We start from the raw sequence: 13,359 nt of genomic DNA on the forward strand, positions 1-13,359 counted from the left end.
GTTGTATCGCGTGAGAGATGCATTACCGTGTTCAGCGGCTCTGCATCAGCCGCAACGCATTGACGGTCAACATATCGGTTGCGCTGCGGAAGTTGTGTTCGACGCTGCTTTCCTGTGCCGCGAGGAAAAACGCCTTGCACTGCCTAGCACCCGCTTCGTCGAGCGAGAGAATGCGTTCGGCTAGCGCATCCGCTTCGGCATGCAGATTCGCTGGCTCGCACACGCGCGTGACGAGGCCCGCCTGCACGGCAAGTTCGGGTGTGATGGCGTCGCCAAACAGCACCATCGGAAACACCGCCTTGGGCAACGCATAGCGGCCGAGATAGGCCATGATCGCGGCGGGCGGCAGGCCAGAGCGCATCTCCGGAAAGCCGAGCCGCGCCGACGACGCGACGAGCGTGAAGTCGCACAGAATGGCGAGCCCGAAACCGAAGCCGAGCGCATCGCCCTGCACCTGCGCAATCGAAATCAACGACGTGTTGCGCAACAGCCGCTTCAGTTCGATCAGCCGCGCGACTTCGGCGCGTATCGACACGGCGTCCCGCCCCGCCCGCTCGCGGCCCGTGCAGAACACGTCGCCATTCGCCCGGAGGCGCAACACGCGCGCCGTGGGCTCGACGGCCTCGCTACGCAACGCGGCCGACATCGCGTCAAACATCGCGCCTGATACTTCATTGCCGGCGTCCGGCCGGTTCAATGTGAAGGTGAGCGTGTCACCCGTCTGTTCGATCAGAACGGGGGCCTGCAATGGACTACGATCCATGTCGTCTCCTGATGTATAATCTGTATACAGCGTATTCACAGAATTTCGAGGTGTCAATGCCTACCGCAAAAACAGCATCTAAAAAAGCGCCCGTGCGTCATGCGCCTACTCTGGAGTCGATCGCCACGCGCTATCACGCGCGGTTGCGCACGCTGGATACCACGGGCGATTCGTTGAGCGACGGCGTAGTCGTGCCCGCGTTGCGCGAGGCGATCGTCGAGGGAGTGCTTGCGCCGGGCAGCCGGCTATCGGAAGTGCAGGTCGCGAAACAGCTGAATGTCAGCCGCACGCCGATGCGCGAAGCGTTCGCGCAACTGGAGCGCGAAGGGCTGGTGACGATCCTGCCGCGTGTGGGGGCGTATGTGCGCGCGGTGTCGCTGCGCGACGTCGAAGAGATTTATACGGTGCGCGCCGCGCTCGAATGTCTCGCGGTGCAGCTTGCGTCGGAGCGCATCACGGCGCTCGGCGCGGCGCAACTGGATGACGTGATCAGCGCGATGCAGGCGAGCGTCGAGTCAGACGACCCCGCAAGCTATGTCGATGCACTGGATCGCTTCTATACGATCGTGATGACGATCGCCGACAACCGCACGCTGCAACAGAACCATGCCGCACTGATCGGCCCTGTGCGCCGCTTGCGGCGTATCGCGATGTCACGTGGCGGACGGATGCGCGCATCGTATGAGCAGGCGGTGCGGATTCGCGATGCGATAGTCAACCGCACGGCGGACGTTCAGGATCTGATGCGCGAGCAATTGCAAGGCGCGTGTGCAGCCGCGCTCGATGTACTGAAGAGCGCCTAGGCATGCACCCCTGTGTACTCGCTGACCTTGTCGAGGTCGGTCAGATGCTCGCGCGGAATTTCATCGCCGATACGTCCGCGCCGGATCACCAGCACCCGCTGCGATACGGCGGCGATGAAGTCGAGATTCTGTTCGACGAGCACGATCGTCAGGCCGCGCTTTTCCCGCAACGACACGAGCGTCTCGGCGATTTCCTCGATGATCGAAGGCTGGATGCCTTCCGTGGGTTCATCGAGCAGCAGCATCGACGGCTCGCCCGCCAGCGCGCGCGCCAGTGCGAGCAGTTGCTGTTCGCCACCCGAGAGCGCCCCGCCGGCCCGGTCCAGCAGAGGCCGAAGACGCGGAAAATCTTCGAGTAGCGCGTCGATCGCCGCTTCGGGCTTACGTCCTGTCTTCACGAGGCCGAGCCGCAAGTTGTCGTAGGCAGACAGCGTCGGGAAAATCTCGCGCCCCTGAGGGACATACGCCATGCCTCGCTTCGCGCGCGCGTGCGGCGCAAGCGCGGTCACATCGTCGTGATTGAAGCGGATGGTGCCCGCCGTCGCGGGCAGCGCGCCAATCAGCGTGCGCAGCAAGGTCGTCTTGCCCATGCCATTGTGCCCGAGAATGCCGACGGCTTCGCCGCTCTTGACGGACAGCGTCACGCCGTACAGCACGGGAATGGCGCCATAGCCCGCACACAAGCCGTTTGCCTCAAGCATCGCGCCTCCCGTCAATGCGGCTTTTTGCCGAGATAGATTTGCTGGATGAACGGATCGCTCATGATGCGCTCGGGCGTGTCCTCGCGAATGATCGCGCCTTGATGCAACACCGTGACCTTCTTTGCAATGCGTCGGATGAAGCTCATGTCGTGCTCCACCACGACGAGGGCATGGCGCCGGTTGATCTCGAGTATCAGGTCCGCGGTGCGCGCCACTTCCGCATCGCTCATGCCCGCCGCGGGTTCGTCCAGCAGAATCAGCGGCGGGTCGGCGGCGATCACGACAGCCAGTTCGACCCACTGGCGCTCGCCATGGGCCAGCAAGCCGGTGATCGCGTCGCGATGCGACAGCAGGCCAACGCGCTCCAGCACGTCCCGCGTCACACGCTCGGTCTGCATGGGCGTGTTCACCCGCCGTGCCGCCAGCCACACGTTGTCCCACACCGACAGGCCGTTGAAGAGGCTCGGCACCTGCGTCTTGATGCCGATGCCCAGACGCGCCGGTTCATGCGGTTGCATCCCGGTGATGTCCTTGCCGCGAAACAGGATCTCGCCCGACGTCGGTTTGACCTGCCCCGTGAGCAGCTTGAAGAAAGTGCTCTTGCCCGCGCCGTTCGGCCCGATCACACAGCGCAACTCCGCCTCGGCGAGCGTGAAGTCGATGTCGCGCGTCGCATGAACGCCACCGAAACGGACATTGAGCTTGCGTGTTTCCAGCAGCGGCTGCGTCATGCGGCTTCCTTGCGCGATGCGCTATGTGTGTCGTCCTGTGCGACGTTGCGTGCGTCGTCCGATGAACGGCGTGTGCGCCGGGCGGCGGCGAAGAGCTTCATGCCAAGCTCGCCAAGACTCGGCACGATGCCCTTCGGTACCATCAGCACGAACACGACGAGAATGGCGCCGAGCACGAGGTTGGAATTGATAGTTTGCTGCGTGCCGATCTGCGTCGTGAGCCACTGGATCGCCACGCATCCGATCACGGGTCCGACGAGCGTGCCCACCCCGCCCACGATGACCCAGATGATGATCTGCGCCGATTGCGCAAGGCCGAACACCGTGGGACTCGTGAACGCGCCCCAGTTCGCGAAGAGGCAGCCCGACAGCCCTGCGATGGCCGCGCCCAGCACGAAGGTCAACAGCTTGTAGACGCGCGAGTCGTAGCCGAGCAGCAGCAGACGCTGTTCGTTCTCCTTGCTCGCGACGATTACCCGCCCCATCTTGAACGCGAGCAGCACTCGCAGCAAAAAATAGACGCCGAGCAGCGCCGCCAGCGACAGCTCGAACAGTCCGCGCGGACTGATCACATCGTCGATATTGCCAGGCGTATTGAGCGGCGCGATGTTGGGAATACCGTTGAAACCACCGAGCGCCGCATTGCCGATCTTCCACTCCGGTCCGGCCGTCGAGTTGACGAGGTTGAAGAGAATCAGCGTGACGGTGAGCGTGATCACGCCCATGTACACGTCCGAGAGCCGCCCATAGAAGATCAGATAGCCGAGTACCGCCGCAAAGGCCGCAGGCAACACGATGGCCAGGATGAACGGCACCGTGCTGTCGCCCATATTGGTGACGGCGATCGCATACGTGTAAGCGCCGAGACCGAAGAACGCCGACTGGCCAAAGCAAAGTATGCCGCCAAAGCCCCACACGAAGCCGAGACTCAGCGCGAGTATCGCCATGACGGCGTAGACGGTTGCCTGCACGAGCGCGAAGTCATCGAGTACGCGCGGAAGCACGATCAGCATGATCGCGCCGACCGCGAGCGCGAGTGCCGCGCTCTTCCACGACCGGGAGAAACGCGAGAGTGCATCGGCAACGGGAATCGTGCAGTTCGCGTTGACTGGCGTCATCACAATGCCCCCTTGAAAAAGCGGCCGGTGATGCCGCGCGGCAGAAGCCGCAGCATCACGATCGCGCCAACGAGCAGCGCGACCTCGCCGAGCACGGGCGTCGACGCGAACGTGGCGACCTGATTGATCGCGCCGAACAGCATCGACGAGCTGACCAGTCCCGCAACGATCGCCGGCCCGCCCCCGATCACCGTGATGAACGCCTTGGCGATAAACGCGCCGCCCATGGTCGGCACGACGCCCGTCATCGGCGCGAGCAACGCGCCCGCGAGTCCCGACAGCGCTGCGCCGATGGCGAAGGTCGCCGAATACACGCGGCCGGGCGCGATGCCCAGCGCGTCGGCCATCTGCGGATTCTGCATCGTGCCGCGCGCAATCAGACCTAGCGACGTATGCAGCAACACCCACCGCAGCGCGACGCCGAGCACCACGGCAACTGCGATGATCACGAGCGTATAACTGCTCACCGAATATTCGCCGATAGCGAAGTTGCCCAGCGGCGCGGAAATGCCCGCCGTCGTATTGCCCGCAATCGAGGTGACGATGCCGATCAGCAGCAGCGACAGCCCCCAGGTCGCCAGCATCGTGTCGATCATGCGGCCGTACAGGCGCCGGATGAAGACCCGTTCCAGCACGACGCCGATCAGCGCGACCACGAGCGGCGCAACGACGAGAATCGCAAGCCACAGATTCACGCCGAAGCGGATCGCCTCGATAGCCGCATACGCGCCCAGCATCATGAATTCGCCGTGCGCGAGATTGATCACCTTCATCATGCCGAAGATGACCGCAAGCCCCGACGAGATCACGACGAGACTCGCAATGGCATAGAGCACCTGAATCACAACGATCGCGGCAAGATCCATCGTAGCTCCTCTCCATGAAGGCGCGGCGTGCGCCTCAAAGCTTGATCACGTATTGCTGGTTGTCGCGCGGATTCTTGATGAGATTGCACACCGCGCTGGTATCGACAGGAGGCTGGTTCTGGAACGTCTGAACGATGTCGAGCTTGTGACTCTTCACCTGCGCGATGCTCACGTTGAGCACGCAGTGATGCGTCGCCGGATCGATCGACACCTTGCCGCTGGGTGCGTCGATGCTGATCCCCGATTCCAGCGCCTCGATCACCTTCACGCGATCGAGCGTGCCTGCCTTCTTCACGCCCTGCGCCCAGAGGTTGAAGCCCTGATACGTGCCCATCGCCAGCTCGGTGATGTTCGGGTAGTTCGCGCCGAAACGTTTGTGAAAGCGGTCCTTGAACGCCTTGTTCACCGGGTTGTCGAGGTTCTCGAAGTAGTTGTACGAGACGAGGAAGCCATCGCACTCCTCAGGCGAGAGGACGATCTGCTCGTTGCCGCCCGCGAAGGTCGTCGACGCCAGCGGAATCTTCTTGTGCAAGCCCGCCGCGGCCCATTGCCGGTAGAACGACATATGCGAGCCACCGACGAGCGCCGACACGAGCATGTCGGGCTTCGCCGCTTCGATCTTCGATATGGTCGAGCCGAAGTTGGTTACGTCGAGCGGGAAGAAGTCGATTGACTGTACCGATCCACCGTTGTCCTGGACGAACTTCTTCACCCATTGCGAGGTGATCTGGCCATAGTTGTAGTCGGCTGCAACGACATACACTTTCTTGCCCCACTGCTTCATCGCGTACGGAATCAGCTTGGCAACGGTCTGGCCCGGTGTCACGCCCGTGCAGAACGTGTTGCGGTCGCACACGCCTCCTTCGTACTGCGTGTTGTAAAAATAGAGCGTGCGATAACGGTCCAGCACGGGCCGCATGACTTCGCGCGAAGCGGACGTGATGCCGCCATGCACCACCGCGACCTTGTCCTTCAACGCCGATTGCTGCGCGAACTGCGTGTAGAGCTGCATGCTCGACTGCGGATCGTAATTCAGCAGCTTGATCTGCTTGCCGAGCAGGCCGCCCTGCGCATTCCACTCCTCGACGGCAATGGTGAGGCAGTCCGCCATCGGCTTGCCGTAGATATCGAGGCCGCCCGACAGGTCCGTGATGCCGCCGACGAGAATCTCGTCGGCCGCTTCGGCGATGAAGGGAAACGAGCCCGCCATTCCAGCGGCTACCGATGCCGCAGACGATTTCAGAAACGCACGTCGGTCCATAGAGGGGTTCCGGAAAGAGACGCGAGAAGGATCACAAAGATCAAACTTTCATCCAGTCGATCGACTGTTCGAATGCGTATGCGCCGCGATAAATGGTCGCTTCGTCCCAATGCTTGCCGATCAGCATCATGCCCACCGGCAGGCCGTCGACCGTGCCGCACGGCACGCTTATCGCGGGATGCCCCGTGCAATCGAACGGGCATGTATTCGGCAACATTTCGAAAGCACGCGTGACGACTTCCTCGACGCTCGCGCCCGGTTCGGGCAACGGCGTCGCCGTGAGCGGGAGCGTCGGCATCAGGAGCAGATCGTAGTCGGCGAACGCGGCGTCATATGCGGCCGTGAGCTGGCGTGAAAGGTTCTGCGCCTTCGCATAGAAATGCCCGCGATAGTGGCGAATAAAGTACTCGCCAAGCACCATCGTGATCTTCAGCGTTTCCGACAGTTCGTCCGCGCGCTCGTGCCAGCCGGCGTGATAGTCCACCATGCTCGTGACGTAAAGGCCCTTCCAGTTGAAGCCGTGACCGTTGTCCTTCATCATCTGCTGCGTGGCGCCCTCGGCGGCGATCGGCAGCCATATCGACGGGCCCACGCGATGCATCGGAATCGAGACCTCGCTAACCTTCGCGCCGAGCTCCGCAAAATGATCGGCGGCGGCGCGCACCTTGGCATCCGACTCCGCGAGCGATTGCGGCCATCCGAAACCCTCTTTCACGACTCCGATTCTCAGTCCACGCACACCTTCCTTCATCAGGTCCGAATAGGGTTTCGCGGTCTGCCCCGCGTACTGGCGCGGATCGAGACCATCGGGGCCGGCCAGCACTTCGAGCATCAACGCGTTATCCGTCACGTTGGCTGTCATCGGTCCCGTGTGGTCGATCGTCAATTCGATCGGCATGACGCCCGTATAAGGAACCAGCCCATGTGTGGGCTTCATGCCGTAGATCCCGCAATACGACGCAGGCATGCGGATAGAGCCGCCCTGATCGCCGCCGATAGCGAGATCGACTTCGCCCGCAGCCACCAGCGCCGCGCTTCCCGACGACGAGCCGCCCGCCGAATAGCCCATCTTTCGCGGGTTATGCACGGGCGCCGGCGCGCTCGTATGCGAGCCGCCCGAGAAGCAGAAGTACTCACAGGTGGCCTTGCCGACAATGGTCGCGCCTGCATCGAGCAGACGCGTCACGATGGTTGCATCGACATCGGGCACATAGCCTTCGAGTGTCGAGGCGCCGTTCATCATCGGCACGCCCGCGAGGCATACGTTGTCCTTCAGCGCGACGGTCTTGCCGGCAAGCTTGCCCGTGGGCGCGCCCTTCACTTCGCTCTTGACGTACCAGGCGCCATAGCGGTTCTCTTCGCCTGAAGGACGATAGCCCGGCGTACGTGGGTAAGTGACGCGCGGGACGTAATCGGGCATCGCGTCGATGACATCGTATGCGTCGAAATTCGGCTGCAACAACGTGTGATACGAAGCGAGCTGTGCCTCGGACAGATGGATGCCGAGACTGATGGCGACTTCGTCAAGCTGGGCGGGCGTGGGACGTTTCACTGCCATGGCTTCCTCACTCGAACGGATTCGTGACGGACTGCCGCCTGCTGTTGTGCCTTCATGCAGGCGTGTCGTAATGAACGGGACGAATCGACCTGTATGTGTCCCGATCTGCGAGCCATGGTATGGACACATATTTTCCGCGTCAACAATTTATTTTCCATGGAAACTAAATTGGACGAAGCCTGATGTGGCACGGAGCACGCATCGCCTATAGCGGCGAAAGCACCTCGAAATGATGGCCCTCGGCTCGCGCCAGATAGATGGGCACGTGGTTCACTCGTCCACCCGCATAGGCTGAATCGCGGGCGCTTCGATAGGAAAGCGGCGCGATGCCGAGTTGCGCGAGCCCCGCCTGCTCGGACAAACGTCTGCGCCGCGCGTCGTCGAACAGCGCCGCGAGAAAATGAATGCCTTCGTAAGTGGATTGACCGAAGGTGTCGAGCGTCGGCGCACGCGCGCCGTATCGCCCGCGATACCGCTCTTTGAATGCGAGATTCGCATCCGTGCGCAATGAAGCGAAATAACCCGAGGCGACATACAGCTCAGCCGTGTTGCGCGCGCCGATGCCGAGCAGTTCGTTTTCGCCGAGCGCGCACGACAGCCGCACGATATGCGTTGCGAGCCCGGCCTCGCCGAACGCACGATTGAAGTCGATGGTGTCCTGGCCGATCAGAGACAGCAGAACGGCATCCGCACGCCGCTTGCGGATCGCATCGAGCACTTCACCATAGTCGCCTCCGCCGAATGGCAGATACATGTCGCCGACCACCTCGGCGCCCGCATCGAGCACGTAACGTCGAGCGAGGCGATGCGTCGCGTGAGGCCATACATAGTCGTTGCCGACGAAGAACCAGCGCTTCGGGCGGCGCTGCGTGCTGATCCAGTGAATGGCCGGCTGGAGTTGCCGCCGCGTGGTTTCGCCAATTGCGAATACGCCGGGCGTGCGCTCGCCGCCTTCATAGAGCGGCGTATAGACGAAAGGTATCTGTCCGCCCACGGCTTTGAGCAGATCGAGGCGCACTGCGCTCGTGTGCATGCCGACGAGTGCATCGATTGCACCGTCGCCGACGAGGTCGGTCAAGGCGGCGTCGAGTTCGCGCGCGTCGTCGCCCGCATTGATCGTCAACAGCCGGCAGGGGCGGCCCGTGATGCCCGACGACGCATTCAGTTCGTCCACGGCGAGTTGAGCCGAGGCAAGCGCGCAAGGCCCCCAAAGCCCGGCCGCGCCGCCTAGCGGCACGCACAACGCGATGGTCATCTCCTGCCCTGAGCGGCAAGCACGGGAACGCGGCTTCATCAAACGGTCGACGCGGCGGGTTCGAACGATTCGGGATGCACCAACGAATGGCGTGCGCGCACCATCGCGCGCACGCGCCAGAGGACACTTGCACCGATACTTTCCGCAGAAAGTTTCTTTGCGTAAGATTCAGCTATTCGTCTTTCACAAAGCATCTACCATGCCGGACACAGACCTCTCCTCATACCTCGCCTGGCTCATCGCATCCGCGCATCGGCAGATGAAGCTCAGTCTCGCCCAGCTGACCGCCGAAGAAGGCGTGAACGAAGAGCACTGGCGCATCCTGCATGCCGTATCCGACGAGACGGGCCACTCGATGAGCGAACTCGCCGCTCAGGTCCTCCTCAACCTTCCCGCGCTGACCAAGAACGTCGACAAGCTCGTGAGCCGCGGCCTGGTGCAGCGGTCGGCGGACGACTACGACAGCCGCAAGGTGCTGATTTTCATCACGGACCGGGGCATCAAGCTGCTAGCCCGTCTGCAACCGGGCGTGGACGCGCATCATGCCGCCATCGAAGAAGCGCTTGGCCCTCGCAACGCGAAGCAGTTGAAGCGTTTGCTCGAACGGTTTATCGAGGAGTCGGGACCACGGTGACACGTCGTCCCGCCCGCTTCAGAGCTGTACGCCGCGCGTGAGTGCGCCATCGACCACGAAGTTGGTGCCGCTCACAAAGCTCGCCGCCGGGCTCGCGATGAACGCTACGGCATTCGCGATCTCCTGCGGCTTGGCCATGCGCCCGGTCGGATTCAACGCGAGCGCGCGCTCGAATAGCGCCGCGTCGTTATGCTCGATCCAGTCCCACACACCGCCTTCGAAATAGACGTTGCCGGGCGATACCGTGTTCGCGCGAATGCCTTTGGACGCGAGCTGATTCGCGAGCCCCTGCATGTAGTGAACGAGTGCTGCCTTGAACACGCCGTAAGGGCCGGCGGCGAAATCGATCTCGCGTCCCGATACGCTCGATATCGCGACGATCGAAGCCGCCTTGCTCGCTTCGAGCCAAGGCATGGCCGCGTCGACGAGATTGACGGTGCCGAGCAGGTCGGTCTCGAACTCCTTGCGCCACGATTCGATATCGTTGCCGATGGCGAGCGCGCTCACGTTGGCCACCACGATATCCAGCCCGCCCCAGTCCTTCGCGACATGTTCGACCCACGCCTTCAGCGCGCTGCCGTCCGCGACATCCACGGCCGCGCCCGACGCGCGCGCGCCGCCCAGTTCCGCGAGCGCGCCCGCCGTCGCCGTCGCGGCTGCCGCGTCGCGCGAGCAGATGGCCACGTCGGCGCCTTCCTGCGCGAGCGTGCGCGCAATGGCAAGGCCGATGCCCTTGGTCCCGCCCGTCACGATTGCCTTCAGTCCCTTCAGTTGCAAGTCCATGCTGGTTGCCCCTTTTTGAACCTACGGTTGAATTCAGTCTTCGCCGCGCCCATCCTCGGGCATCATGCCGCGCTTGATCTGCAGCACCTCGCCCGCCTGGATCACCGAGTGACAGATGTCGTCGATCGACACACGTTTCTCCATCGCCTGGGCGCGCAGCATGTCGTACGCTTCGTTCTCGCTGACGCTATGCATCGTCATGAGAATGCCCTTTGCTTCCTGCAGATGCCGGCTATCGAGCAGCTTCTGCTCGAGCCTGGCGATGCGTTGCAAATGCTGCCGCGAACGCCGCGCGTGATAGAGCGCCATGACCACCGTCGACAGCAGGCCCGACGCGCGAATCGGCGTCGTGACGATGCCGTCCGATCCCATCTTGATGGCCTGATCGATAAAGGTCGGGTTCTCATACGCGACTACGCAGATGACGGGCGGCGCATCCGGCCCGGACCATTCGTCTTTCGGCGCGCGCTCCTCGGGCAGCAGCGCACGGAACACCAGATCCGTCCTGTCGGGCAGCGTCTCCAGCGGCGGCCAGCATCGCTCGACCTGAAAGCCCATGCGCCGGAGATGGTTCGTGAGGGTCTGGCCGTCGTCATCATCGGGATGGAACACGACCACGCGCGGATGACGCTCCAGAATCGAACTGGTGAGGCTGCGTTGGTCTCGGCCCATGCGCGCGCTCACGTCAGTAGTCCCGCGTGCTCAACTTCGTGACCCAGTCCCCGAGCGTCTGGCGCGTCATGTACGGGTCGGGTCCGACGGCGAACTTCGATTCGCGCAGCACGGTGAACTGGCCGTCCGCATTCGCGCGGCCAATGCGCGGATACAGCGCCATGTGATGATTGACGGGATCGATGCGCACCCTGCCTTGCGGCGCCGCGAATTCGGAGCCGAGCAGATGCGGCATGATCTTGCCGATTTCGTCCGTACCGGCGCGTGTGCAGGCTTCGGCGAACATATGCATCTGATAGTAAGCGGCTTCCCAGTTCATGTCAGTCGGCGTATCGACGCCGAAGCGCGCCTGGTGCTGCCGCACCGCGCGATGATTCTCGGCTGTGTCGATGCTCTGAAAATAAGGCGCCGCCGTGAAATGTCCCGCAGCAATGCCGCGTTCCATCGCATGAATTTCGGTCTCGGACGTGTTGAGGCTGCCGATCGGCATCCGAGCGGGATCGAAACCCGCGTGCGCGTAGGCCTCGTAAAGATACGGCACAGTCGCGCCGATCACCGTGCAGAAGATCCAGTCGGGCGACTTGCGCGCGATATCCGCGACGACCTGCGCGAACTGTTCGCGGTCCGCTTCGAGGGGCAGGTAGCGCTCGCCGAGTATCGCGCCTTCGGGATGCTGAAGCAGCAGCTCCTGCATGGTCCGGTTGCATTCGTACGGATAGACGTAGCGAGAGCCGACGAAGTAGACACGCGCGCCGAACGTCTGCGTCATGAAGTCGGCGAGCTGCACGCCGTTCTGGTTCGGCGACGCGCCGCTGTAGATGATGTTGTCCGAGTATTCGAAGCCCTCGTACTGCTGTGAATAGATCAGCAGCCGGTTGTGCTTCTCGACGACGGGCAGCATCGCCTTGCGGCTCGTGGACGTGTATCCGCCGAAGATCACGTTGACCCCGTCCTGCACGATCAGGCGCTCGGCAAGCTCGCGAAACACGGCGGGGTCCGAGCCCGGATCGTAGTGAATCGCAACGAGTTCGCGTCCTTCGATGCCGCCGCGCGCGTTGATCTCGTCCATCGCGAGGCACGCGCCGCGCCATTGCGACTGCTCCAGAAGCGCCGTCGAGCCGCTCGTGGAGCAAAGCAGACCAACTCTGATGGGATCGGACAATGCCATTTCGTGACACGCTCTCCATATGATTTCGTGCGGGACCATGCCCGCACGGCAGATCGTTTTACTTGAGGTAGTGCTTGGCGACCATCGCGCCGACCGTATATTTTGGATCGACAAAATTGCCGAGCCGCACTTTGCCGACCTGGCTCAGCATCATATACGCGTCCCACTTGTCGAAGCCGTACTCCGCCCCCATCCACAGCACGAGTTCGCGATACGCAATACGTGTCGCGTCTTCGAGCGGCCGCGCGCTGCCGATGCTCATCAGCGCGTCCTCGTTTTCGAGCCGGGGCCAGTCGATCTTCCATTTCTTGATGAGATCGACCCGTACCGTGGTCGTGCTCTGATACTCGACGGCTGTGCCGCATACTTCGCCATCACCCTGACAAGCGTGCGCGTCGCCGATAAAGAGCCGCCCGCCGGGAGAACGCACGGGCAGATAGGTGATGCTGCCCGGCCCCATGTCGGGCACGTCCATATTACCGCCGTGCGAATCGGGTGTGAGCGAATTGATCGAATCGAGTTCGGGCGACAGGCTGAGGGTTCCGATATGCGGCTTGTACGGCAGTGTGTTGCGCTTGCTCCAGTACACGTTCTCTTCATCGATCTTGATCTTGCGCACCACCTCCGGCAGAGGCTCGTTGAGTAGCGCCGTGTAGTCGGTGCCCGTCAGTCCACCGAAGTTCGGGATCATGCAGCAAAAGCCGTGCGGGTCATCGCCACGCGGCGACATCTTTTCGATGTACACCGCGACCACATCGCCCTTCTCCGCGCCCTCGATCATGATGGGGCCGTTTTGCGGATTGAGGAACGGCACCTTCAGCACCTCCGAAGGCTTATCCGTTTCGTTCTTGATCTTGCCTTCGAACGCGTCGCGCGTGTCCACGACCACCCGATCGCCGGGTTTCACGTGCAGCACGGGCTCCGAATACGGCCCAATGGTGTAGTGGAAAGTCTTCTGCAACTCTTCGGTCAAATGATGTTCCACCGGTTCGCGATCGGCGCCGACGCCGCGCTTCATCATGATCGATTCTTCTAGCCATTTCATG

The 13,359-nt window shown here is 62.6% G+C and carries 14 protein-coding genes; 2 read left to right on the top strand and 12 right to left on the bottom strand.

Annotated elements, in window-relative coordinates; translation table 11 throughout:
• Positions 1 to 31: 31 nt before the first annotated feature.
• A complete protein-coding gene (locus tag C2L65_RS38595) occupies positions 32 to 763 on the bottom strand; it encodes an enoyl-CoA hydratase/isomerase family protein (RefSeq protein ID WP_042305450.1) in 732 nt (243 codons plus the stop codon).
• Positions 764 to 819: 56 nt separating this feature from the next.
• Here C2L65_RS38595 and C2L65_RS38600 point away from each other — a divergent pair, with 56 nt between their 5' ends.
• Entirely contained in the window at positions 820 to 1,566 is a 747-nt protein-coding gene (locus C2L65_RS38600; protein WP_042305491.1) for a GntR family transcriptional regulator, read from the top strand.
• Here the strand turns inward: C2L65_RS38600 and C2L65_RS38605 are convergent.
• The 7 genes from C2L65_RS38605 to C2L65_RS38635 form a co-directional block, all read right to left on the bottom strand.
• On the bottom strand, positions 1,563 to 2,267 hold the full coding sequence (locus C2L65_RS38605) for an ABC transporter ATP-binding protein (protein ID WP_042305449.1): 705 nt from the start codon (positions 2,265 to 2,267) through the stop codon (positions 1,563 to 1,565). The two genes, C2L65_RS38600 and C2L65_RS38605, sit on opposite strands and share 4 nt — an antisense overlap.
• 11 nt (positions 2,268 to 2,278) lie before the next feature.
• Positions 2,279 to 2,998: an ABC transporter ATP-binding protein gene (locus C2L65_RS38610; protein ID WP_042305448.1), complete on the bottom strand. Its 720-nt coding sequence runs from the start codon at positions 2,996 to 2,998 to the stop codon at positions 2,279 to 2,281.
• Positions 2,995 to 4,116 carry a branched-chain amino acid ABC transporter permease gene (locus C2L65_RS38615; protein ID WP_042305447.1) on the bottom strand — a complete coding sequence of 374 codons (1,122 nt, stop codon included), beginning with the start codon at positions 4,114 to 4,116 and terminating at the stop codon, positions 2,995 to 2,997. The genes C2L65_RS38610 and C2L65_RS38615 overlap by 4 nt, the downstream gene beginning before the upstream one ends.
• A complete protein-coding gene (locus C2L65_RS38620; RefSeq protein ID WP_042305446.1) occupies positions 4,116 to 4,982 on the bottom strand; it encodes a branched-chain amino acid ABC transporter permease in 867 nt (288 codons plus the stop codon). The genes C2L65_RS38615 and C2L65_RS38620 overlap by 1 nt, the downstream gene beginning before the upstream one ends.
• Before the next feature lie 34 nt (positions 4,983 to 5,016).
• On the bottom strand, positions 5,017 to 6,243 hold the full coding sequence (locus tag C2L65_RS38625; RefSeq protein ID WP_042305445.1) for an urea ABC transporter substrate-binding protein: 1,227 nt from the start codon (positions 6,241 to 6,243) through the stop codon (positions 5,017 to 5,019).
• Positions 6,244 to 6,283: 40 nt separating this feature from the next.
• Entirely contained in the window at positions 6,284 to 7,801 is a 1,518-nt protein-coding gene (locus C2L65_RS38630; RefSeq protein WP_042305444.1) for an amidase, read from the bottom strand.
• 205 nt (positions 7,802 to 8,006) lie between these two features.
• Positions 8,007 to 9,095, bottom strand: coding sequence for a substrate-binding domain-containing protein (locus tag C2L65_RS38635; RefSeq protein ID WP_229516415.1), 1,089 nt, complete (start codon positions 9,093 to 9,095; stop codon positions 8,007 to 8,009).
• Positions 9,096 to 9,255: 160 nt separating this feature from the next.
• Between C2L65_RS38635 and C2L65_RS38640 the strand changes: the two genes are divergently transcribed.
• Positions 9,256 to 9,690: a MarR family winged helix-turn-helix transcriptional regulator gene (locus tag C2L65_RS38640; protein ID WP_042305443.1), complete on the top strand. Its 435-nt coding sequence runs from the start codon at positions 9,256 to 9,258 to the stop codon at positions 9,688 to 9,690.
• A gap of 18 nt (positions 9,691 to 9,708) precedes the next feature.
• On the opposite strand, the gene C2L65_RS38645 is transcribed toward C2L65_RS38640, so the two are convergent.
• The 4 genes from C2L65_RS38645 to C2L65_RS38660 are packed head-to-tail and all read right to left on the bottom strand — an operon-like array spanning position 9,709 to position 13,358.
• The gene (locus tag C2L65_RS38645; RefSeq protein ID WP_042305442.1) at positions 9,709 to 10,473 is read right to left on the bottom strand and encodes an SDR family NAD(P)-dependent oxidoreductase; all 765 of its coding nucleotides are present in this window, start codon (positions 10,471 to 10,473) and stop codon (positions 9,709 to 9,711) included.
• 33 nt (positions 10,474 to 10,506) lie between these two features.
• Entirely contained in the window at positions 10,507 to 11,157 is a 651-nt protein-coding gene (locus C2L65_RS38650; RefSeq protein WP_174485035.1) for an ANTAR domain-containing response regulator, read from the bottom strand.
• A 1-nt stretch (position 11,158) separates the two neighbouring features.
• Positions 11,159 to 12,313, bottom strand: a complete 1,155-nt coding sequence (locus tag C2L65_RS38655; RefSeq protein WP_042305441.1) for a transporter substrate-binding domain-containing protein — start codon at positions 12,311 to 12,313, stop codon at positions 11,159 to 11,161.
• A 58-nt stretch (positions 12,314 to 12,371) separates the two neighbouring features.
• On the bottom strand, positions 12,372 to 13,358 hold the full coding sequence (locus C2L65_RS38660; RefSeq protein ID WP_042305440.1) for an acetamidase/formamidase family protein: 987 nt from the start codon (positions 13,356 to 13,358) through the stop codon (positions 12,372 to 12,374).
• Between the last annotated feature and the right edge of the window lies 1 nt (position 13,359).

Origin of the sequence: Paraburkholderia terrae (genome assembly GCF_002902925.1) — a bacterium.
Lineage (GTDB): Bacteria > Pseudomonadota > Gammaproteobacteria > Burkholderiales > Burkholderiaceae > Paraburkholderia > Paraburkholderia terrae.

What these genes read in the sequence shown, in the direction of transcription:
- C2L65_RS38595 (WP_042305450.1), bottom strand. Translation starts at nt 763, where the DNA reads ATGGATCGTAGTCCATTGCAGGCCCCCGTTCTGATCGAACAGACGGGT.
- C2L65_RS38600 (WP_042305491.1), top strand. Translation starts at nt 820, where the DNA reads ATGCCTACCGCAAAAACAGCATCTAAAAAAGCGCCCGTGCGTCATGCG.
- C2L65_RS38605 (WP_042305449.1), bottom strand. Translation starts at nt 2,267, where the DNA reads ATGCTTGAGGCAAACGGCTTGTGTGCGGGCTATGGCGCCATTCCCGTG.
- C2L65_RS38610 (WP_042305448.1), bottom strand. Translation starts at nt 2,998, where the DNA reads ATGACGCAGCCGCTGCTGGAAACACGCAAGCTCAATGTCCGTTTCGGT.
- C2L65_RS38615 (WP_042305447.1), bottom strand. Translation starts at nt 4,116, where the DNA reads ATGACGCCAGTCAACGCGAACTGCACGATTCCCGTTGCCGATGCACTC.
- C2L65_RS38620 (WP_042305446.1), bottom strand. Translation starts at nt 4,982, where the DNA reads ATGGATCTTGCCGCGATCGTTGTGATTCAGGTGCTCTATGCCATTGCG.
- C2L65_RS38625 (WP_042305445.1), bottom strand. Translation starts at nt 6,243, where the DNA reads ATGGACCGACGTGCGTTTCTGAAATCGTCTGCGGCATCGGTAGCCGCT.
- C2L65_RS38630 (WP_042305444.1), bottom strand. Translation starts at nt 7,801, where the DNA reads ATGGCAGTGAAACGTCCCACGCCCGCCCAGCTTGACGAAGTCGCCATC.
- C2L65_RS38635 (WP_229516415.1), bottom strand. Translation starts at nt 9,095, where the DNA reads ATGAAGCCGCGTTCCCGTGCTTGCCGCTCAGGGCAGGAGATGACCATC.
- C2L65_RS38640 (WP_042305443.1), top strand. Translation starts at nt 9,256, where the DNA reads ATGCCGGACACAGACCTCTCCTCATACCTCGCCTGGCTCATCGCATCC.
- C2L65_RS38645 (WP_042305442.1), bottom strand. Translation starts at nt 10,473, where the DNA reads ATGGACTTGCAACTGAAGGGACTGAAGGCAATCGTGACGGGCGGGACC.
- C2L65_RS38655 (WP_042305441.1), bottom strand. Translation starts at nt 12,313, where the DNA reads ATGGCATTGTCCGATCCCATCAGAGTTGGTCTGCTTTGCTCCACGAGC.
- C2L65_RS38660 (WP_042305440.1), bottom strand. Translation starts at nt 13,358, where the DNA reads ATGAAATGGCTAGAAGAATCGATCATGATGAAGCGCGGCGTCGGCGCC.